At 35.4% G+C, this 19,852-nt stretch carries 22 protein-coding genes and 1 pseudogene; 17 read left to right on the top strand and 6 right to left on the bottom strand.

The annotated features are described in order from the left end of the window. The first annotated feature begins 76 nt into the window (after positions 1-76). Both ACLBWW_RS21030 and ACLBWW_RS21025 read left to right on the top strand, forming a co-directional pair. Positions 77-1,048 (top strand): trypsin-like serine peptidase, encoded by a 972-nt coding sequence (locus ACLBWW_RS21030; protein ID WP_048545759.1) that lies wholly within the window; start codon positions 77-79, stop codon positions 1,046-1,048. After that, positions 1,014-1,400: a DUF2606 family protein gene (locus ACLBWW_RS21025; protein ID WP_048545755.1), complete on the top strand. Its 387-nt coding sequence runs from the start codon at positions 1,014-1,016 to the stop codon at positions 1,398-1,400. Before ACLBWW_RS21030 ends, ACLBWW_RS21025 begins: the two co-directional genes overlap by 35 nt. Positions 1,401-1,462: 62 nt before the next feature. On the opposite strand, the gene ACLBWW_RS21020 is transcribed toward ACLBWW_RS21025, so the two are convergent. Then, complete coding sequence (locus ACLBWW_RS21020) at positions 1,463-1,936, bottom strand: MarR family winged helix-turn-helix transcriptional regulator (RefSeq protein WP_048545753.1); 474 nt, start codon at positions 1,934-1,936, stop codon at positions 1,463-1,465. Positions 1,937-2,079: 143 nt separating this feature from the next. On the opposite strand from ACLBWW_RS21020, the gene ACLBWW_RS21015 reads away from it, so the two are divergent. From ACLBWW_RS21015 to ACLBWW_RS20970, 10 genes and pseudogenes are all read left to right on the top strand, one after another. Continuing rightward, the gene (locus ACLBWW_RS21015; RefSeq protein WP_447614219.1) at positions 2,080-2,664 is read left to right on the top strand and encodes a DUF3238 domain-containing protein; all 585 of its coding nucleotides are present in this window, start codon (positions 2,080-2,082) and stop codon (positions 2,662-2,664) included. A 130-nt stretch (positions 2,665-2,794) separates the two neighbouring features. After that, positions 2,795-3,379 (top strand): DUF3238 domain-containing protein, encoded by a 585-nt coding sequence (locus ACLBWW_RS21010; protein ID WP_048545749.1) that lies wholly within the window; start codon positions 2,795-2,797, stop codon positions 3,377-3,379. Between the two features lie 191 nt (positions 3,380-3,570). After that, the gene (locus ACLBWW_RS21005; protein ID WP_000456206.1) at positions 3,571-3,834 is read left to right on the top strand and encodes a metal-sensitive transcriptional regulator; all 264 of its coding nucleotides are present in this window, start codon (positions 3,571-3,573) and stop codon (positions 3,832-3,834) included. Positions 3,835-4,075: 241 nt separating this feature from the next. After that, positions 4,076-4,207: pseudogene (locus tag ACLBWW_RS21000) on the top strand (sulfurtransferase TusA family protein); the annotation flags it as partial. Positions 4,208-4,308: 101 nt separating this feature from the next. Then, entirely contained in the window at positions 4,309-5,439 is a 1,131-nt protein-coding gene (locus ACLBWW_RS20995) for an MBL fold metallo-hydrolase (protein ID WP_048545746.1), read from the top strand. A gap of 26 nt (positions 5,440-5,465) precedes the next feature. Beyond that, complete coding sequence (locus tag ACLBWW_RS20990; RefSeq protein ID WP_048545744.1) at positions 5,466-5,696, top strand: sulfurtransferase TusA family protein; 231 nt, start codon at positions 5,466-5,468, stop codon at positions 5,694-5,696. 30 nt (positions 5,697-5,726) lie between these two features. Continuing rightward, positions 5,727-6,086 carry a rhodanese-like domain-containing protein gene (locus ACLBWW_RS20985; protein WP_048545742.1) on the top strand — a complete coding sequence of 120 codons (360 nt, stop codon included), beginning with the start codon at positions 5,727-5,729 and terminating at the stop codon, positions 6,084-6,086. Positions 6,087-6,100: 14 nt separating this feature from the next. Beyond that, positions 6,101-6,397, top strand: coding sequence for a rhodanese-like domain-containing protein (locus tag ACLBWW_RS20980; protein ID WP_048545740.1), 297 nt, complete (start codon positions 6,101-6,103; stop codon positions 6,395-6,397). Between the two features lie 72 nt (positions 6,398-6,469). Beyond that, complete coding sequence (locus tag ACLBWW_RS20975; RefSeq protein ID WP_048545738.1) at positions 6,470-6,949, top strand: DsrE/DsrF/DrsH-like family protein; 480 nt, start codon at positions 6,470-6,472, stop codon at positions 6,947-6,949. 33 nt (positions 6,950-6,982) lie between these two features. Further along, positions 6,983-7,747: a sulfite exporter TauE/SafE family protein gene (locus ACLBWW_RS20970; RefSeq protein ID WP_048545736.1), complete on the top strand. Its 765-nt coding sequence runs from the start codon at positions 6,983-6,985 to the stop codon at positions 7,745-7,747. A 33-nt stretch (positions 7,748-7,780) separates the two neighbouring features. Here ACLBWW_RS20970 and ACLBWW_RS20965 read toward each other — a convergent pair whose 3' ends face one another. Together ACLBWW_RS20965 and ACLBWW_RS20960 are read right to left on the bottom strand one after the other, a co-directional pair. After that, positions 7,781-8,221: a hypothetical protein gene (locus tag ACLBWW_RS20965; RefSeq protein ID WP_000642361.1), complete on the bottom strand. Its 441-nt coding sequence runs from the start codon at positions 8,219-8,221 to the stop codon at positions 7,781-7,783. Positions 8,222-8,369: 148 nt separating this feature from the next. Further along, a complete protein-coding gene (locus ACLBWW_RS20960) occupies positions 8,370-9,578 on the bottom strand; it encodes an LCP family protein (RefSeq protein WP_048545734.1) in 1,209 nt (402 codons plus the stop codon). Positions 9,579-9,892: 314 nt separating this feature from the next. Between ACLBWW_RS20960 and ACLBWW_RS20955 the strand changes: the two genes are divergently transcribed. Continuing rightward, a complete protein-coding gene (locus ACLBWW_RS20955; protein ID WP_048545732.1) occupies positions 9,893-10,891 on the top strand; it encodes a YhdH/YhfP family quinone oxidoreductase in 999 nt (332 codons plus the stop codon). Between the two features lie 33 nt (positions 10,892-10,924). Here ACLBWW_RS20955 and ACLBWW_RS20950 read toward each other — a convergent pair whose 3' ends face one another. The 3 genes from ACLBWW_RS20950 to ACLBWW_RS20940 form a co-directional block, all read right to left on the bottom strand. Continuing rightward, positions 10,925-12,580 (bottom strand): Na/Pi cotransporter family protein, encoded by a 1,656-nt coding sequence (locus ACLBWW_RS20950; protein WP_048545730.1) that lies wholly within the window; start codon positions 12,578-12,580, stop codon positions 10,925-10,927. Between the two features lie 510 nt (positions 12,581-13,090). Then, the gene (locus ACLBWW_RS20945) at positions 13,091-14,080 is read right to left on the bottom strand and encodes an NAD(P)-dependent alcohol dehydrogenase (protein ID WP_048545728.1); all 990 of its coding nucleotides are present in this window, start codon (positions 14,078-14,080) and stop codon (positions 13,091-13,093) included. A gap of 182 nt (positions 14,081-14,262) precedes the next feature. After that, on the bottom strand, positions 14,263-15,465 hold the full coding sequence (locus tag ACLBWW_RS20940) for an MFS transporter (RefSeq protein ID WP_048545727.1): 1,203 nt from the start codon (positions 15,463-15,465) through the stop codon (positions 14,263-14,265). A 473-nt stretch (positions 15,466-15,938) separates the two neighbouring features. On the opposite strand from ACLBWW_RS20940, the gene ACLBWW_RS20935 reads away from it, so the two are divergent. The 4 genes from ACLBWW_RS20935 to ACLBWW_RS20920 all read left to right on the top strand — a co-directional run bounded on the left by ACLBWW_RS20935 (position 15,939) and on the right by ACLBWW_RS20920 (position 19,782). Next, a complete protein-coding gene (locus ACLBWW_RS20935) occupies positions 15,939-17,027 on the top strand; it encodes a DUF871 domain-containing protein (RefSeq protein WP_001253361.1) in 1,089 nt (362 codons plus the stop codon). A gap of 76 nt (positions 17,028-17,103) precedes the next feature. Beyond that, a complete protein-coding gene (locus tag ACLBWW_RS20930; protein WP_447614218.1) occupies positions 17,104-19,044 on the top strand; it encodes a BglG family transcription antiterminator in 1,941 nt (646 codons plus the stop codon). Between the two features lie 110 nt (positions 19,045-19,154). Further along, complete coding sequence (locus ACLBWW_RS20925) at positions 19,155-19,475, top strand: PTS lactose/cellobiose transporter subunit IIA (RefSeq protein ID WP_048545720.1); 321 nt, start codon at positions 19,155-19,157, stop codon at positions 19,473-19,475. Position 19,476: 1 nt separating this feature from the next. Then, complete coding sequence (locus ACLBWW_RS20920) at positions 19,477-19,782, top strand: PTS sugar transporter subunit IIB (RefSeq protein ID WP_000275649.1); 306 nt, start codon at positions 19,477-19,479, stop codon at positions 19,780-19,782. Positions 19,783-19,852: the final 70 nt, after the last annotated feature.

Genomic DNA, 19,852 nt, shown 5'->3' with positions numbered 1-19,852 from the left:
CTTCTAAAAAAAGAAAAACTAGAATTTATAAAGGGGATCTTCAATTGTTCGCTATCATTTGTATAGGAGGTAAGTTATGTTGGATAGCTTTATTTCTATAAGATGTAGGTTGGCTCTTTATAGTTTTGGTGTTCTTTTTATCTTTTTTTGTACAGTATTTTTGGTGAATCAGAAGGTGTATGCAGAAGATGTACCTTGGACATCAGTTTCAAATGAGAGAGACAGGGTGCTGTTTGAAGAACATTCTTTGCGTATTAAGGATGAAGATAGGAGAGAGCTTATTTCAGATCCTTTTGAAGGTCGTAAACATCGAGGAGAGGATTGGGGATATTTATTAAGAGACACTAACTTTAAATATTCATCTAATATCCTTACACATTCTGTAATAGGAAGAGATGATCGAATTAGAGTTATTGATACAACTTTGTATCCTTATCGGACTATGGTGCATTTAGTAATTCAGTTTAATGGACAAGAGGTTTATGGGTGTACAGGAGCATTGATTAGTAAAGATACAGTGCTTACAGCTGGACACTGTATTTACGATAAAAAGCTTGGTGGATGGGCAACAAATGTTATTGCGACTCCTGGTCGAAATGGAAACCAGGCACCGTATCTACCCTTTAGTTGGAAAAAACTCTATTCAGTAAGTGGATGGACTGATGACGGAGATTCGGAATTTGATTATGGAGCTATTAAGCTAGATGGATCTCCTGGGGATTATACGGGTTGGTTAGGATATAGAACTACTAATGTAGAATCACCAAAAGATTTACTTGCAGTAGTCCCAGGGTATCCATGTGATAAATTAGGAAATGAAGCATATACTATGTGGACAGATTATGGGCCAATTGAAGGCACAAGTCCTAGAATTTTAACGTATAGGATGGACACTTATGGATGTCAAAGTGGAGCACCTGTATATCATGACTATTCTCGTACGGGTGCAACAGTAATAGCTGTCCATACAGCAGGAAGTAATTCTTGGAATTTCGGAAATCGGGTAACAGACAATGTTTTTAATAATCTTAAAAAATGGTCTGAATAAATATAGTAAGCTTATATGGATTTTATGTTGTGTACTGGTCATAACCATAATTTCTGGTTCTATAGCAAATAATGAGGAGAATGATAGTAAGGTTGTTGATTCCGTAACTTTTCATGTTAAAAATAAAGAGAAACAGTCGGTAAAAGATTTTGAAATTATACTTATGAAAGATGCATCACCTGAGCCCAGTAAAGAAATTGGGATTTCCATAGGGAGAACGGATGAAGAAGGAAAAGTTATTTGGAGGAATGTGAGAAAGGGAAATTATATCATATTTTTTCCAAATGGTGAGACGCAAATAGTTAGGGTTAATGATAGAGATGAAACGAGAGTAATAAATATAGTATTGTAGAAAACGAATCCATTTTGAAAAAGAATAATCAAAATGGATTCGTTTTTATATGGAGTTTTTGTTTACCAAACAGGTCGTATATTTGATGATAATTTCCCTGTATTTTCATTAGTAACGAATGTTGTTAAATCCTCTTTCAGCATTTGCATTCGTTCAGCGCCTATATTTTCAATCCATCGTTGCTCTATTTCAGCTACTATTTCTTCTTTCGCTTTCATTACGGCTAAACCACGTTCGGTTAAAATAATGATTTTGCCTCTTTTATCAGTAGGATGCTTTTTGCGCGTGACATAACCACTGTTTTCAAGAGAATCGATCATTTTACTTACAGCTTGCTTAGAAACTCCTAAATACTCAGCTAATTCTATACCTGTTGCTCCATTAGGAAGGATACGCTTGAACATAAAACCGTGTGCTGGCCTAATATCTTCAAATCCCAATTCACTTAATCTGTCATGCAGTTCAGTAATTAATGTACTGAAAGATAATGATAAAAGTGAAGTAAGGTCTAGTTCGTTAAATGTTTGATGATTCATGTATATAACCTCCGAAACTATAGTCAATTAAGTTGACTACATATGAAACCTATTGTACTATACAGGATATAGTCAATCAAATTGACTATATCCTGTATAGTACAAATAATAATTTATATAAATAGAATTAACGGAGGTTTCATATGGTTAATATCGTAAAAATTAGAGGGAGTGTATTTGCACCGTATGCGTTGCTGAAACCTATTAAGGATGCTGCAACAGGAAGAGTTTTTGAATACGCCGGAGATGCACGTGAATTTACACCGTACGCTGTAAATTCAAAGCGTTCAAGATTAGAACAAGAAGTGATTGTTGATTTTTATAAAAGAGAAGTTTTCATATATATAGATGCTTGCATCGTTACTGTGAAAATTACAAATTCAGATGGCTCAATTGAGTATCAAAAAGGAGAAACAAGTACAGAAAACATTGTATGTACTAATATTGCATGGGGCGAGGATGAGTTTTCCTTTGAAATGAGAGCAAGTGCAAGTAATCCGTTAAATGCGGCGGCACCCGCAGCAGATTATTTTTTAGCTGTACGAGTGAATACAAGTGGCATTGTGTATATTGAAGGTTTACATGATGGTTTCCCTTGCTATGAATTTTATAAACAAATAGATTTTGGTTCATTTGAAAAAATATATACTCATGATTTCAGAGAAACGAATGATACCCCAGCAGCACTAGCTGGAGAAATGGAATATAGCTTTAAAACGAAAATCTAGCTATAAATATAGCATCATTTGTAAGAAGGAGTAGCCAACGTAAAAGAGAAAGATTTTAATTATATGGCTGAAATAGTGTTTTTGATTAAATAATGCAGTGTATAAAATTAGAATTATAGAGGTGTTTCTTATGACTAATATCGTAAAAATTAGAGCTAACGTATTTATTCCAATGTCTTGGACAGAACCACAGAAGGATGTACAAACAGGGAAAGTAATACAATTCGAAGGTGATTCACGCGAATTTACACCACATGCGGTAAATACTATGCGCTCTAGAGTGGAGCAAGAGGTAGTAGTTGATTTTTATAAAGAAGAAGTGTTTTCATATGCGAACACAGGTATTACGACAGAGAAGATTACGAATCCAGATGGTTCTGTGAATAAAAGAACAGGAAAAGCGAGTACTGAAAATATTGTGTGCACGAATATCGTATGGAACCCTGATAGTGTGCAATTTAAAATGAGTGCGAGTGCAAGTAATCCGTTAAATATATATGCACCTCCTGTAGATTATTTATTACATGTATGTGTGAAAAAGGATGGTAGTATTGATATGCAAGGAGAGCATGATGGATTCCCTTGTTTCGAATTTTATAAGCAAGTAGATTTCGGTTCATTTGAAAAAATATATACACATGATTTTAGAGAAACTGGTGATACAGCTGCAGCACTAGGTGGAGAAATGGATTATAGTTTTACAAAGAGTTTATAAGAAGTAAGATAATAATGCAGTGTAGGTGAGAAATGAAAAAGTCAATAAAATCAGTGGCTTTTGTATTTTTAATATACCTTAGAGGGTTTCAAAAAACAAAACCCTTTACAATGTACCCTATAGGGTATATTGTATTATACAAAGTTACAAAGTAATGTATAATATAGTTATAAATACGGAGGTGGTCTACAGTGGAATATAATCAAGATATGAAAAATAGATTGAAACGTATTGAAGGTCAGGTTCGTGGTGTGCTTCGTATGATGGAAGAAGGAAAAGATTGCCGAGAGGTTATTACACAGTTAACGGCATCTCGTTCTGCACTTGATCGTACAATTGGACTTGTTGTGGGAACGAATTTAGAGCAATGTTTGCGTGAGCAGTTTGAAAGCGGTAATGGTTCAAATGAAGAGTTAATTAAAGAAGCTGTTCAATTACTTGTAAAAAGCCGATAATCTGTCAAACATAAGTGTTGACAGATTTTCAAAAACATTTTAATATACCCCTACAGGTATAAGTGTATAAAGTGAAACTTTAATCAGTGGGGTTTTTGTTCATCCCCCACTGATTATCAGCCCTCACCAATCGGGCTTTTACGGGCAGCCCCACTCCCACCTAATTTCTTTGCTTTCGCTGAATTTTGAGGTGGGGGTCTTACTGCCCGTTAATGCGGGATAAATTATGGAGGAATCGACTATGAGTATAAAAGTGGATATGAGTTTAGATTGTAAAGGTTTGGCCTGTCCGATGCCGATTGTGAAGACGAAGAAGGCGATGGAAGGTTTGACATCAGGGCAAGTGATTGAAGTTCAGGCAACAGATAAAGGGTATTTAAATGTGACAAATGTCATTCCAGGTATGTTAGAGTGGCAAGGAAATGTGGGGAAATAAAATTTTTTAACTGAAAATATACCTATGGGGGTAGTTAAATGAACGTTAAACCGTTACAAGCAAAAGATGTTGCAGAGAAAGTTTTATTCGGAGAGTTATTTATTTTAGATGTTCGTAATGAGACGGATTATGAAGATTGGAAAATTGAAGGGAAACAAATTTCTTCTATAAATAAACCGTATTTTGATTTGTTAGATGGTGTAGATCATATTGTAAGTGAATTACCTAAAGATAAAGATGTTTTAGTAGTGTGTGCAAAAGAAGGGTCTTCTATATTTGTGGCAGAGCAATTAACAGAGGCTGGATTAGAAAATATTTATTATTTAGCTGGTGGTATGAAGGCATGGAGTGAATATGTAAAGCCTATAAAAGTTGGAGATTTAAAAAATGGCGGGAGTATATATCAATTTAACCGCCTTGGAAAAGGCTGTTTATCTTATATGGTCGTTTCCAACGGTGAAGCAGCAGTTATTGATGCAGTAAGAACAATTGAAGCATACGAAGAGTTTGCGAAAGAGCATGGCGTTACGATTACGAGTGTAATGGATACACATTTACATGCAGACCATATTTCTGGCGGACGTAAGTTAGCGGAAAAAGTAGATGGTACGTATTGGTTACCGCCAAAAGATGCGGAGGAAGTTGTTTTCTCATATAAACCGCTCGTTGAAGGATCTGTCATTACGGTGGGGGGTACTAAAATTGAAATTGATGCATTATACTCACCCGGGCATACGATTGGAAGTACATCATTTATTGTAGATGATTCCTATTTATTATCAGGCGATATTTTATTTGTAGATTCAATCGGGCGTCCAGATCTTGCTGGAAAGGCTGAAGATTGGGTGAGTGATTTGCGAGAAACTTTATATAACCGGTATAAAGTATTATCTCAACAATTGATTGTGTTACCAGCTCATTATTCAAAAATAAGTGAAATGGATGAGAGTGGCATTGTTAGTGCTAAATTAAAAGATTTATTTGCGTATAATGCAGGATTAAATATTGAGGATGAGGGAGAGTTTCGTAAAGTTGTAACAGAGAATTTACCACCTCAACCGAATGCATATCAAGAAATTCGTCAAACAAATATGGGGCGATTAAATCCAAGTCAAGACGAAGAGCGTGAAATGGAGATTGGTCCAAACCGTTGTGCTGTTCACGAATAAGAAATAAATAAAAAATGGAGGAATAGATGATGGATGTAAAACAAGTATTAGATGCGACAGGTTTAGCATGTCCGATGCCGATTGTAAGAACGAAGAAGGCGATGGATACTTTACAAACTGGAGAAGTGTTAGAAGTACATGTAACGGATAAAGGGTCAGTTAAGGATATTCCAGCGTGGGCAAATAAAGGTGGTCATGACATCGTAAAGCATGTAGAAGAAGCTGATATGCTGAAGTTTTGGATTAAGAAGGCGTAGTAGTTTCATAAATGTAGAGAGGTTGGTTATATGAATACAATATTAAGTACGCTCTTCATTGTACTGGCTGGAGGATTTGTTATTTCACGTTTTTTACCGGTAAAAGGTGTTCAAAATATAAGTGGAAAAGAATTAAAGAGTATAGCGGGAAAAAAGGGGAAGCAATTTATCGATGTTCGTACAGTAGGTGAATATAGAGGAAATCATATGAAAGGGTTTAAGAATATCCCGTTAAATGAGTTAGTTAGTAAAGCAAATCAGTTAGATAAAAATAAGGAAGTAATCGTTATTTGTCAGAGCGGGATGAGAAGTAAGCAAGCAGCAAAAGTATTAAAGAAATTAAGGTTTCAGCAAGTTATCAATGTTTCAGGTGGTATGAATGGTTTGTGAGGAGGGAATTTAAAATGAAAGAAATGACAGTAAAAGAATTAGAAGAAAAATTGTTACGTAAAGAAGAAGTAAATATCGTAGACGTACGTGAAGTAGAAGAAGTAGCCGAGGGGAAAATTCCAGAAGCAAGTAACATTCCACTAGGACTATTAGAGTTTCGAATGCATGAGTTGGATAAAAACAAAGAATATATTATCGTTTGTCGTTCTGGCGGAAGAAGTGCACGAGCAGTTCAGTTTTTAGAGAGCTACGGTTTTCAAGCAATCAATATGGTAGGTGGTATGTTAGCGTGGGAAGGTAAAATCGTATAGTACAGAGATAAATGATTTGAGCCTTTTTACAAATGGCAAAATACCCCTATAGGTAATCGGAGGGAGAACAACATGGAACAACAGAAGAAAACAACAATCGTTTTATTTAGCGGAGATTATGATAAAGCGATGGCTGCTTATATTATTGCAAATGGTGCAGCGGCGTATGATCAAGAGGTAACTATTTTTCATACTTTTTGGGGATTAAATGCTTTAAGGAAAGATGAGCATGTGAAGGTGAAGAAAACTTTCATAGAAAAAGTATTTGGAAAAATGATGCCGCGTGGTGCAGACAAGATGGGATTATCGAAAATGAATTTTGCGGGTATGGGACCAAAGATGATTAAAGGTATTATGAAAAAACATAATGCTATGTCTTTACCAGATTTAATCGATTTGGCGAAAGAACAGGGGATTCAACTTGTAGCTTGTCAAATGACAGTAGATTTATTAGGGTTAAAAGAGGAAGAGATTATGGAAGGGGTAGAGTTTGCAGGAGTAGGAGCTTATTTAGCAGATGCTTCGGATGGGAATGTAAACTTATTCATTTAGTTCACCTTCTTTTTAGAAGGGAGGGGATGTAAGATGAGCTTAGTCGTATTACTTTTTATAATTGGGTTTATAGGATCGTTTATATCAGGAATGGTTGGAATTGGCGGTGCGATTATTAATTATCCAATGATCCTATATATTCCGGTATTGTTAGGATTTACTAGTTATACGTCACATGAAGTAAGTGGTATTACAGCGGTTCAAGTATTCTTTGCAACTTTTGCAGGGGCATGGGCCTATCGGAAAAGTAATGATATGGATAAAACGCTAGTTGTGTATATGGGAGCAAGTATATTAATAGGAAGTTTCATAGGGAGTTTTGGTGCTAACGTATTAGCGGAACAGACGGTCAATGTTGTTTATGCAGCGTTAGCAACAATAGCTGCTATTATGATGTTCGTACCGAAACGAAATAATAGTGGTGAAGTGACATATAATAAATGGTTAGCAAGCTTGTTAGCGTTTATTGTAGGAGGCGCATCAGGCATTATAGGTGCTGGAGGTTCTTTCTTATTAGTTCCTATTATGCTAGTTATTTTAAAATTGCCGATACGTACAACAATAGCAACATCTATCGCTATTACGTTTATTTCCTCAATAGGGATTACGACTGGAAAAGTGATAACTGGGCAAGTAGTTGTAATTCCAGCTCTTATTATTGCGATTGCAAGTATCTTTGCTGCGCCGCTTGGAGCTCGAGTTGGGAAGAGGATCAATCAAAAAGCATTGCAATATATGTTATCGATTTTGATTGTAGGCACTGCTGTTAAGATGTGGATTGATATGTTATCGAAATAAAAGGATGGCGCTGCTTGCAGCCCATCCTTTTATTTATGCCCAAATAACTTTCATTAAGTTTTTATATTCGTCATTTGCTAATTTATATAGCATTCTCGTATGTTCAAAGACAAGTGCTGGATTGAAATTTGGTTCTGAGAATGCAAGTGATGCTGAAATATCAATTGCATTTTGCTTATTTAACGTGAATTTTGCAAATCGGTAAGATGTGTTTAATTCATTGATGACATGCAAAATATCATTTGTTGATGTTGCATCAGGTACGTGAGCAACATTGAAGCAGTATATATCCACAGTAGGATGTTCGTTTTGGAATGCAGCGATAAGTTGAATTTTTGCGCCAGCTTCGGTCTCTAATCCTACCGAAAAATGAACAGAACCGTCATTTTCATCTATATTTTCTTCCATGTATATATCGTTGGATTTTAAGTAGTCTTTAAAATCTGAGATGTTATGTTTTACTGCAGCTTTCATATGTATGAGCCCCCTGATAATTGGAATAGATTGCTACTATTTATTATAATTTAAAAATATTAAAAAAGATAGTTAGAAAGTTCTGATTTTTAATTCCGAAGAAATAAAAAGAAGCAGTACTCTACCTCCATAGAGAACTGCTTCTTTTTTATTCATTGTCGTTAGATGATGTTTCTGTATCTTCACTGCTATTTTTATTCTTATTTTTAGATTCATTGTTACTTGATTCACGTTCACTTGAATTTTCCGACTTAGATTCTTTTGTTTTCTCTGTGCTTGTTTTCTTTGAATCAGAGTCTGTTTTTGTATATGCAGGTAATCCAAGGTGAGTACGAAGTTCGTTTGTAACAGTTGCTAATTCTTTTTTATCTGGATTGTAGTAATATGTTCGGCCGCCACCAGCAGATTTGCTACATGTATCGTCACCTTTTTCCATATAGCAGTCTTCACCTTGAATTTGTAATTTCTCAATTTCCGAATCCGATCCGTACTTATAGAATGAAAGCATATCATCGAATGTTAAGTTCGTAACGAATTGGCCGTTAATATCATCAATGATGTTACCAACTTTTGTTACAGATCCAACGCTTGTTAGTTTCTTTAAAATAGCTTCAATAACGAGCTGTTGGCGTTGGCCACGCATTGCATCACTATCGATGTGGCGCGTTCTAGCAAGGGCAAGAGCTTCTTCACTATTTAGCTTTTGAACACCTTTCTTCAGGTGAATCGCATCAGCAGTATCATTACTATCTTGTTCAGTAAATTCAACTGGTACATCGACTTCAATACCACCTAAATCGTCGACAATTTTCATAAATGACTTGAAGTTAAACTTTACAAAGTAATCAACGGGAACATTCATTAATTTTTCAACTGCATCAATGCTTGCTTGGGGTCCACCATCTTTTCCGTTTTTAGTAGAACCGTATGCATGAGCGTGTGTAATTTTATCTTTTTTCTTTTCCACTGGGATATAAGTATATGTATCTCGTGGAATACTTAATAGTTTTACAGTTTTGCTATCTTTATTAAACGTTGCAAGTAGTAGTGCATCCGTTCTTATAGCTTCTCCATATTCTTTCCCGCGGACATCGCTTTCATCAACACCCATGATTAAGACGGAGACGTTATTTGTGATAGGTTTTACAGCTTTATCACGTAAATCAGATTTATCACCGCGCGCTAAATCGTGTGCGGCATTTCGAACAGCAGAAGATGCTTTATTTACTAAAAACCAAGTATAACCGCCACCTATTATTAAAAAGAATAGAATAACGCTTATAATAATTTTTGTTTTTTTCCTACTTTTTTTCGGTTTACTGCGTGTATTTTCTTGCAAAGATGGGTTTTGCTCCATTTCCTGTACTCCTTCATTTGGATTGAAATACGACACTCATATCCACTTATTATAATGAAATTTGACGAAAAAAGACATTACAAATCATTTACATTTCGTAAAAATTCAATATATTTATAAAAAGTCAGATTTTCTATATTTTATTTTTCAGATGTAGAATAAGTATAAGTTGTTTTAGTGGAAATGAAAACATGTATTGTGAGAAAGTGATAGAGAAGTAAGATTTGTTGAAATATAGCCAAGAAGAAATGAGTAGGTTTACTTGTTTCTTCTATATAATAAAGAAGAATTTTACGGATAAAGGAGCGGGCATAGTGAATCATACATCATTCCGAGCAATCGTTGTGAACGAAACAGAAAGTAAGCAGTTTGTAAGAAACGTTGTAGAGAGAGAAGTAAGTAGTTTACCTGAGGGGGACGTATTAATACAGGTTCACTATTCTTCATTAAATTATAAAGATGCGCTTTCAGCCACAGGTAATAAAGGTGTTACGAGAACATATCCTCATACGCCAGGGATTGATGCAGCAGGAGTGGTTGTGAGTAGTGAAGATGCAACCATTAAAGTAGGAGATCAAGTCATTGTAACGGGATATGATTTAGGGATGAATACTTCGGGTGGTTTCGGAGAATATATTCGCGTGCCGGCGTCTTGGATTGTTCCTTTACCAGAAGGAATGTCATTAAAGGAAAGTATGATGTACGGGACAGCAGGTTTTACAGCTGCTTTATCAGTATATAAGCTTATTGGAGCAGGCATAACGCCTAGTATGGGAGATGTTTTAGTAACGGGTGCCACAGGCGGCGTAGGGAGTGTAGCTGTTAGTATTTTAAGTAAGCTAGGATTTAACGTAGTAGGAGCGACAGGGAAAATGGAAGAGGAAGAGATGCTACTACGTCTAGGAGCGAAACAAGTGATTCATCGTACGGAGTTGAATGATGAATCAGGAAGACCAATGTTAAAAGGAATATACGCAGGGGTTATCGATACTGTAGGTGGACATATGTTAGAAACCGCTTTAAAAACGGTAAAGTATGGCGGGTGTGTAACGACATGCGGTAATGTGGCAGGCCAGGAATTACAAACAACGGTATATCCGTTTATTTTGCGAGGCATAAGTCTTTTAGGAATAGATTCTGTGCAATGCCCAGTGGATGTGAGAAGAGATGTGTGGACGCTCTTAGCAAGTGAATGGGAAAATAATGAGTTACTATCTTATACAGAAGAATGTACATTGGAAGAGTTAGATGAAAAGTTTACACTTATATTGCAAGGAAAGTTAAAAGGAAGAACGGTTGTAAATATGAAATAAAAAAGAGACGCTAACTTAAGCGTCTCTTTTTTATTATAATGATTGTTTTAAATTGATTTTACCTTGTTCACCTAAAACACCATCAGCGATATTTACAGCGTGATCACCGATACGCTCTAAGTTACTTACCATATCAACGTAGATGATACTTGCATCACCTGAACAGCTACGTTCGTTCAGACGTAATACGTGACGTTTACGAAGAACACGTTCCATTTGGTCAATTTTACGTTCTTTTGCAATAACCGTTTGAGCTAGTTCAGTGTCGAAGTTAGTTAAAGCATTGATTGCATCTTGTAATGTTGAAATTGTTAACTCAAGCATTTCATTTAATTCAGCTAGTGCTTCGTCTGATAGTGAAACACGGTGTGAAATTTGGAAATCTACAAGTTCTACAAGGTTTTCTACATGATCACCGACACGTTCAATATCTCCAACGACACCTGCTAGCACCGAATGCTTTTCAGAGTCTGTAGGTGAAAGTGGTTTTTCTGATAGTAAAACTAAATACTCGATAATTTTTTTATCTAAATTGTTAATAGCTCCTTCTAATTGAGTAGCCATATCAGCGTGTTTTTTGTCTTGTGTATTTAAAAATTGATTCGCTTCTTTTAATCCGTGTAATGAAAACTCAGCCATACGGATGATTTCTTTTTGAGCTTCTGTTAAAGCAATAGCTGGAGATTGCTCAATAAAGATTGGGTTTAAATGTTGCGGTTTGAAGTTAATAGATGAATCTTCACCACGAATGATTTTTGTTACGATCCATGCTAATACTGCAATGAATGGGAACTGAATAATTGTATTCGTTACGTTAAATGTTCCGTGTGCAAATGCAATTGTCATTTCTGGATTTAAATTTAATGACGTTTGGAAATATTGAATTAAACTTGTAAATGGTATTAATATAATCGTAAAGATAAGGGTACCGATAATATTAAAGATAACGTGAACTAATGCTGCACGTCTTGCAGCAATTGAAGTACCGATTGCTGCTAATACTGCTGTAATTGTCGTACCGATATTATCACCGAATAATACAGGAAGAGCAGCTTGTAAATCAATAGCACCTTGACCGAATAGTTCTTGTAAAATACCGATTGTTGCGCTTGAGCTTTGTACAATTAAAGTGAACACTGTACCGACAATAATTCCTAAAATTGGATTGTCACTCATGCTAACCATTAACTCTTGGAATGCCTCTAAAGAACGAAGAGGTTTCATACCTGCGCTCATTAATTCTAAACCGAAGAATAACATACCAAAACCGAATACAACTTGACCTACAGAATGTACTTTTTTATTTTTAAAGAAGAATAGTAAAATTGCTCCAACTGCCATAACTGGGAGAGCGTATTCTCCGATTTTAATTCCGATAATAAATGCAGTAACTGTCGTACCGATGTTCGCACCCATAATAACACCGATTGCTTGTCTTAATGTCATAAATCCGGCACTTACAAGTCCGACTGTTAAAGCGGTTGTTCCTGAACTTGATTGGATTAATACAGTAACTAACATACCTGCTAGTACACCCATAAGTGGGTTTGTTGTAAAGCGATCTAAAATATCGCGAAGACGATCTCCAGCTGCTTGTTGCAGTCCATCGCCCATGTATTTAATACCGAATAAGAAAATACCTAATCCACCAATGAACTGGAAGATCATATCTTGAATATTGTATTCCACGCATTCCACTCCTTAAATTTCATGTACGATGTAATTATTAACTAAACCTTGAGGCACTGTAAACGGTTTATCAGTAAAATTTACACTAAATTTACAAAGTGATAAAAAGTTTACAAACCTTTAAAGAAACACCTGGATTTAATTGGCTTTTTAGATGATATATCTAATTGGTTTGTAAAGAAGTCACATTTGTCACACTATTTATTGATAGTAAAAATAGGTGAAGGGAAACTACCCAACTGGGTATGCGGATTGGAATTTTATTTTGTTATGATGATGGTTCTTTGCATATTTTTTGATTAAAGTTAGAAAAATATGTAGGGAAACGGGGGAGGTTTGAAATGGATTTATTTAATGAAAGTAAAAAACGATTAAATTGTTTTAAACTGTTTTCTTTTGAGGTGCTCGCAACAATAAAAAAGAGCAATTCGCATATGAATTTGCTCTGCTTTTTTATGTTAAAAACTTTCGGTTCCTTGCATTTTAACAATTATGCAAAGTGTTTTTTCTTTATTTAGAATCGTCATTATGCTCCATAGTTATGACGACATTTCCCCTCTTATGTCCTTTTTCAACATATATGTGAGCTTCAATAATTTCCTCAAAAGTGTATTGCCTATCAATGACCACTTTTATTTTACCGTCCTCAACAAGTTCTTTAAGGAAATTTAATGCTTCGGAAGTTTCAGGTGCGTTTTGACTTAATATGAGTTTCACGCGACTTGTCAATTTAGTCCAGAACATTTGAGCACTTGGTAACGGTTCAACAATATTTATATAGGTACCATCTTCCTTTAGCATTTTAATACACTCTGAAAAGGAGCTCCTGTTTACCGCTTCAAAGATAACATCATAAGTTTCGTCTGTAGTAGAAAAATTTTTTGTGGTGTAATCAATTACTTCGTCAGCTCCTAGAGATTTGACCAATTCTAAATTGGAGCTACTGCACACACCTGTAACTGTTGCGCCGAAATACTTGGAAATTTGTACTGCATAACTTCCGACACTTCCAGAAGCTCCGTAAATAAGAATGTTTTGACCGCTTTGAACGTTAGCTTTCCTAAGGAAAAACAAAGCTGTACGTGCTCCAATTGGGATGGCTGCGGCTTCTTCATAGGATATATTGGAGGGCTTCATGCACACTGCTCCAACTTCAGGTAGACAAATATACTCAGCATAAGAACCAAAATTTACTTGGGTAGCCGCAAAAACTTGGTCTCCTTTTTTAAATCGAGTAACGTCTTTTCCTACTGATTCAACTTCACCAGCCAATTCCATTCCAAGTATTTGTTTTTTCGGTTGTTTAATACCAAGTGCGATTCGAGCGGGTAGCCAAACAGAAGAGGGAACCGTAAAACTTCGTGAGCGAATATCTCCTGCTGTTACGGTTGTCGCTTTTATTTTTACTAGTATTTCATTGTCCTTAGGAGCAGGTTTTTCTATCTCTTTCAATTGAAGAACGTCGGGGGGACCATATTTTGTGTACACTATTGCTTTCATCAACATTTCCTCCAATTCGTTGTATATATTAATAGCATACGAACAACATGAATAAATAGAACGGTGGTTCACCTTCCAATACAATGCAAAAAGCAGTGTGATTTTTGGAGAATCCACTGCCTTTTGCATTTTTTTATATATGATGTTTTAGTTTAATTACTTTGAAATAGAACGATTTAACACTATCCAACGGCTTTTTCGTTTGTTTTATCGTTCTGCTTTTGTTTTCGTAAGCTTGTAATGTAAATGAACAGAAAAGCAATAAGTAATAGAGAAGAATAACGGTATACAGTCGCATAGTTTGTAAAATGTGCAATGAATCCGAAAATAATCGCTCCCGCACCAATTCCAAGGTCAAATGCTGAGAAGAATGTAGCTGTTGCGACTCCCCGTCGGTGTGGTGCTACTCGGTCGATCATCCATGCTTGTAGTGCAGGTTGAATCGCTCCAAAACCACTTCCGTAGCATGCTGCTGCAATAATTAAACTCGGAATTGTAGTTGTATACGACAATAAAATAATACCTGTAAATGTAATGATAACCCCTGGAATAATAACGAATGCATGACCTTTCGCATCGTATAACTTTCCAGAAAACGGACGAGTGACAGCGATTGCAAGTGCATTAAATAAGAAGAAGAGGCTTATATCAGCAATTCCGACTTCCGTAGCAAATAATGTAATAAAGCTCCCGATTCCGCCGTACATTAATGTAATACATAATATTAATAATGAAGGAAGTAAAGCTTTGCGCTCAATAAATCCATCGAGAAAAGTACCAGATGTTTGCTGTGGTGGTTGCGGCGATTTTTTGATTTGAAGTAGTTTCGTTAATATTAATGAAACAATTGTACATGAAAGTGCACATAAAAAAAGAATCGTGAAGTTATATGTTTGCATGAGCCAAAGTCCAATAAGTGGACCGAGCGCCATTGCAATCGTTCCAGAAAGACCGAAATATCCCATGCCTTCGCCGCGACGAGCTTGCGGAATTAAATCTGAAACGACAGTTCCATATGTAGTCGTTGTAATACCAAAGCCAGCTCCGTGTAAAATTCGCACGGCAAGCAATAGGAAGACGGTTGAAGCGAAAAGATAACTACCCATAGCGAGTAAACAAATAGCAGTACCGATCATTAAAATGATTTTTTTATTGAATTTTTGCAAGGCGTTTCCAGTCAGTGGTCGAACAAAAAGTGCCGCCACGGTAAACATGCCTACAACAAATCCGATATTAGAACTTGTGCCGCCAATTTCTTTCACATAAACAGGTAAAGTAGGAATTAACATTTGAAACCCTAAAAACATACATAAGTTTGCAAAAATTAAAGCGACAAACTCTTTCGTCCATAACGATTCTCGTTTTACGAGTATTGCTTCTCCCATATATTCATCCCCTATATAAAATTTTCCCGCTATTAACGGGCAGTAAAACTCTCACCTCAAAATCCGGCTGGAGCAAAGAAGTTAGGTGGGAGTGGGGCTGCCCGTAAACGCCCGATTGGTGAGGGCTGATAATCAGTGGGGGATGAACACCCCCCTCACTGATTAAAGTTTCACTTTATCTCTTTTCTTTCGAGTATATGTATTGGTCAATGTAACAGTCAAGGAAGGTGCCTTGAAAACGTATAACAATTTTCGAGGTGGAAAAACTGACAAATTTGTGTAAAAGCTACACAACTATGAAAAAAAGTTGTAAAGTATAGATGTATAGACTTGTAGTTGTTATGAATGATAGAAATTGTTTTTTCTTTAAAGAAAGCGGATTCAAAAAGTAGTGAATGAGAAGGGGATACATACTTTTTCACTACATATATTTGAAAAGGTTTACAAAACAATGAAGAAAGAGGCGTGTACATATGAGACGATTAGGTATTTCTATTTATCCAGAACATTCAACAGTAGAGAAAGATAAGGAATATTTAACATTAGCAAGTAAATACGGATTTACACGTGTATTCACATGCTTATTGTCTGTAGATGGAGAAAAAGAGAAAATTATAGAAGAGTTTAAAGAAACGATCTCTCATGCAAATGCATTAGGGTTCCAAGTATTAGTTGATATTAGTCCGTCTGTTTTTACACAATTAGGTATTTCATATAATGATTTATCTTTCTTCCATGAGTTAGGAGCGTACGGTATTCGTTTAGATGTTGGATTCTCTGGTTTAGAAGAATCGATTATGACTTACAATCCATACGGCTTAAAAATTGAAATTAATATGAGTAACGGTACGAAATATGTAGATAACATTATGAGCCATAGACCAAATCGTGAAAATTTAATTGGTTGCCATAATTTTTATCCGCATCGTTATTCAGGATTATCATACGATCATTTCATTAAATGCTCGAAACAATTTAAAGATTACGGTATGAGAACGGCTGCGTTTATATCATCATTTGATGCAACGTACGGACCTTGGCCAGTAACAGAAGGGTTATGTACGTTAGAGCAGCATCGTGAATTACCGATGACAACACAAGCGAAGCATTTATTTGCGACAGAATTAATTGATGATGTTATTATTGCGAACGCGTATGCGTCAGCAGAAGAATTACAAGCACTAGGTGCATTAAATAAAGAGAAACAAACATTTGATATAGGATTATATGATACAACAACAGAACTAGAAAAAATTATCGTATTAGACGAGCCTCATTTTTACCGCGGAGATGTATCTGAATATATGATTCGCTCGACACAAAGTCGTGTGAAATATAAGAAAGAAGAGTTCAAACCGCATAATACACGCGAAATTAAACGCGGTGATCTTTTAATTGATAATGAACAGTATGGTCAATATAAAGGTGAATTACAAATTGCGTTAAAAGATATGGTGAATACAGGAAAAACAAATGTAGTTGGCCGAATTGTGGAAGAAGAAATTTTCTTATTAGATTATTTACAAGCATGGGATAAATTCGGATTTACATTAAAGAAATAGATAAAATGAAAAAGGAAAAAACTACTGACCTCAGCAGCTTTTTCCTTTTTATATATAAATTGTGAGAGGAAGAGCTATGACAAAAGTGCATCAGCGATTAATTTCTATTTTAGAGGAGTTTTTAGAAGAGAAATCGATGTTAAATCGAGCTTTTTTAGCAAGCCGTTTACATGTATCAACGAAGACGATTCAAAAAGATATAAAATTATTAAATGATATATTGGAAGAAAACGGGGCGGAAATTGAATCGCAAAGAGGAACTGGATACGAACTAGAAATTATACAGGCGAAGAAATTTGAAGAGTTTTGCTTGAGTCTATTTCAAAAACAGACGGAAAAGATCCCGACTTCTTATGAAGAAAGGATAGCGTACATTCTGCAACGTATTGTAACGACAGAGGGGTATGTGAAGCTTTCACAGTTAGCTGAGGAGATTTATGTGAGTAAATCGACTGTAAATTTAATTATGAAAGATGTGACAGATATATGTGGTCGCTATCGATTACAAATTGAAAAGAGACCGTATTATGGTATACGTATTGTGGGAGAGGAGTTTCATATTCGGTCTTGTTTATCACAATATGGTTTACCGCGCTATGATCATACTCCGTTTCATGAGCAATTTGAGCAGAGGGATACATATTTATCGTTACCTCATATACCGCTTATCCGTTCGGTTATCTTAAAGTATATCGAGGGAGGAACGATATATTTATCAGATATAGAAATTGATAATTTAGTTATTCATATTGCAATTGCAATAAGGCGTTGTGAAGATCAACATTATATGAAAGGACTGAATGCGGAGCAATCAGAACTTATCATAAAAAAAGAATATACAATTGCGAAACAGATTGTAGGAGATTTAGAGAAAGAGTTGCATCTTTCATTTCCAGAAGAAGAAGTTTTATATGTGACGATGCATTTATTAAGTACTGCTGTTATAGCGAGAGAGCGTTATGAAAATGTGGAAGAACTATTAGGGAAAGATCTATATGCATTTATGCAACATATTCTTTTTAAAGTATCGGAAGAACGGAATCTTATTTTTTATTATGATGAAGAATTATTATTTGGATTTGGTGTTCATTTAAAAACGTTATTAAACCGTTTGAAGTATAAGTTAAATACGAGAAATCCTCTTTTGGCAGAAGTGAAAAAGAATTATCCGTATGCTTTTGAAATTGCGGTTCTCGTTGGAGATATAATTGGTGAATATACGGGAGAATCGATTCCGGAAAGTGAAATTGGTTATATTGCGATTCACTTCGGCGGAGCGATGAGTCGTTTACAGGAAAAGAATCAAAAGAAAAGATGTTTATTAGTTTGTGCGACTGGTCAAGGAAGCGCCCAGCTATTGAAATATAAAATTTTATCACAGTTCCGAGATAAATTAGAGATTGTAGGGATTACAGGTTATTATCAATTGAAAGTGGAAGACCTTTATAAAGATAAAATAGATTGTATTATTAGTACGATTCATATACCGAGTGGTTTGCCTGTTCCAGTTATAAAAGTGAACTCAATATTTGATGATAAAGAAATTAAGTCCATCGGTCAGCAGTTGTTTACGCATGTGAATACTAGTGTACAGCAGTATATAAAGGAAGAGTTGATCTTTTTAAATCATAGCGCTTCTACGAAAGATGAGGTTATCCAATTTTTATGTGAGAAAGCTGCTGAGAAAAACTATGTACCAGAAAACTTTTATGATTCTGTTATGGAAAGAGAGAATACATCTCCTACAGCTGTTGGGAATTTAGTTGCAATTCCACATCCGATGCAGCTATTAAGTGAGAAAACATTTTTGATGTTTTGTACACTTAATAAAGCGGTTGACTGGGGAGATAAGAAAGTACAAGTTATTATTTTATTTAGTGTAAAGCGCAATAATAATGAAGATTTACAAAAGCTTTATGATTTTTTATATGATATTATGTCTAGTCAGCATACGATAGAGAAATTAACTCAGGCTGGAATGATTGAAGAATTTCAAGAGATTTTACTATCGTTTTGAAAAAGTATATAAAAACTTCCGTTACACAACGGAAGTTTTTTATGTTTAATTGTATGCGTTTTCATAATAAGATAAAAATATAGAAAAAAGATAGCTTGGGGGAATTTAAAATGAATGATATGCAAACTCCATTTGCGTTAATTTTACATGGTGGCAATGCGAGAAGCGCGGCGCTTGAAGCAATCGCTTTTGCAAGACAAGGAGATTTTGAGAATGCGAGTGAAAAGATGATGCTTGCTAGTGAAGAGATTTCAGCAGCTCATCGCATTCAAACAGACTTAATTCAAGAAGAAGCAAGAGGAAATCATGCAGAAATCAGTTTATTGTTGGTGCATGCACAAGATCATTTAATGAATGCAATTACAGTGAAAGAACTTGCTGAAGAATTTATTACTCTTCATAAACGAGTGGAAGAGAAAGTGACAGTATAACATGTACATTTTATTATGTTGTGCAGCAGGCATGTCAACGAGTATGGTTGTAAGAAAAATGCAAGAAGAGGCAATGAAACAAGGGAAGGATTATAAAATTAAAGCAGTTGATTCAGAACTTGTGAAACTGGAAATAAAAAATGCTGATGTTGTTTTAATCGGGCCACAGGTGAAGTATTTGTTTCCAGCGGTACAGTTTCTTGCGAAATCATACGATATACCGGTTGCAATAATAGAACAACGAGATTATGGCATGTGTGACGGTTTAAAAGTACTGAAACAAGCAGAACAATTAGTTTTAGCATAATTATATTTTTTTAAATATAAACATTATAATGTTATAACTTTATTTTGTTCTTTCGTAGTGAAGAGAAAGA

The organism is Bacillus sp. M5A3_1b, from assembly GCF_053345335.1.
Note: the sequence above shows the minus strand (reverse complement) of the source record. Positions and strands in the feature narration are given on the sequence as shown.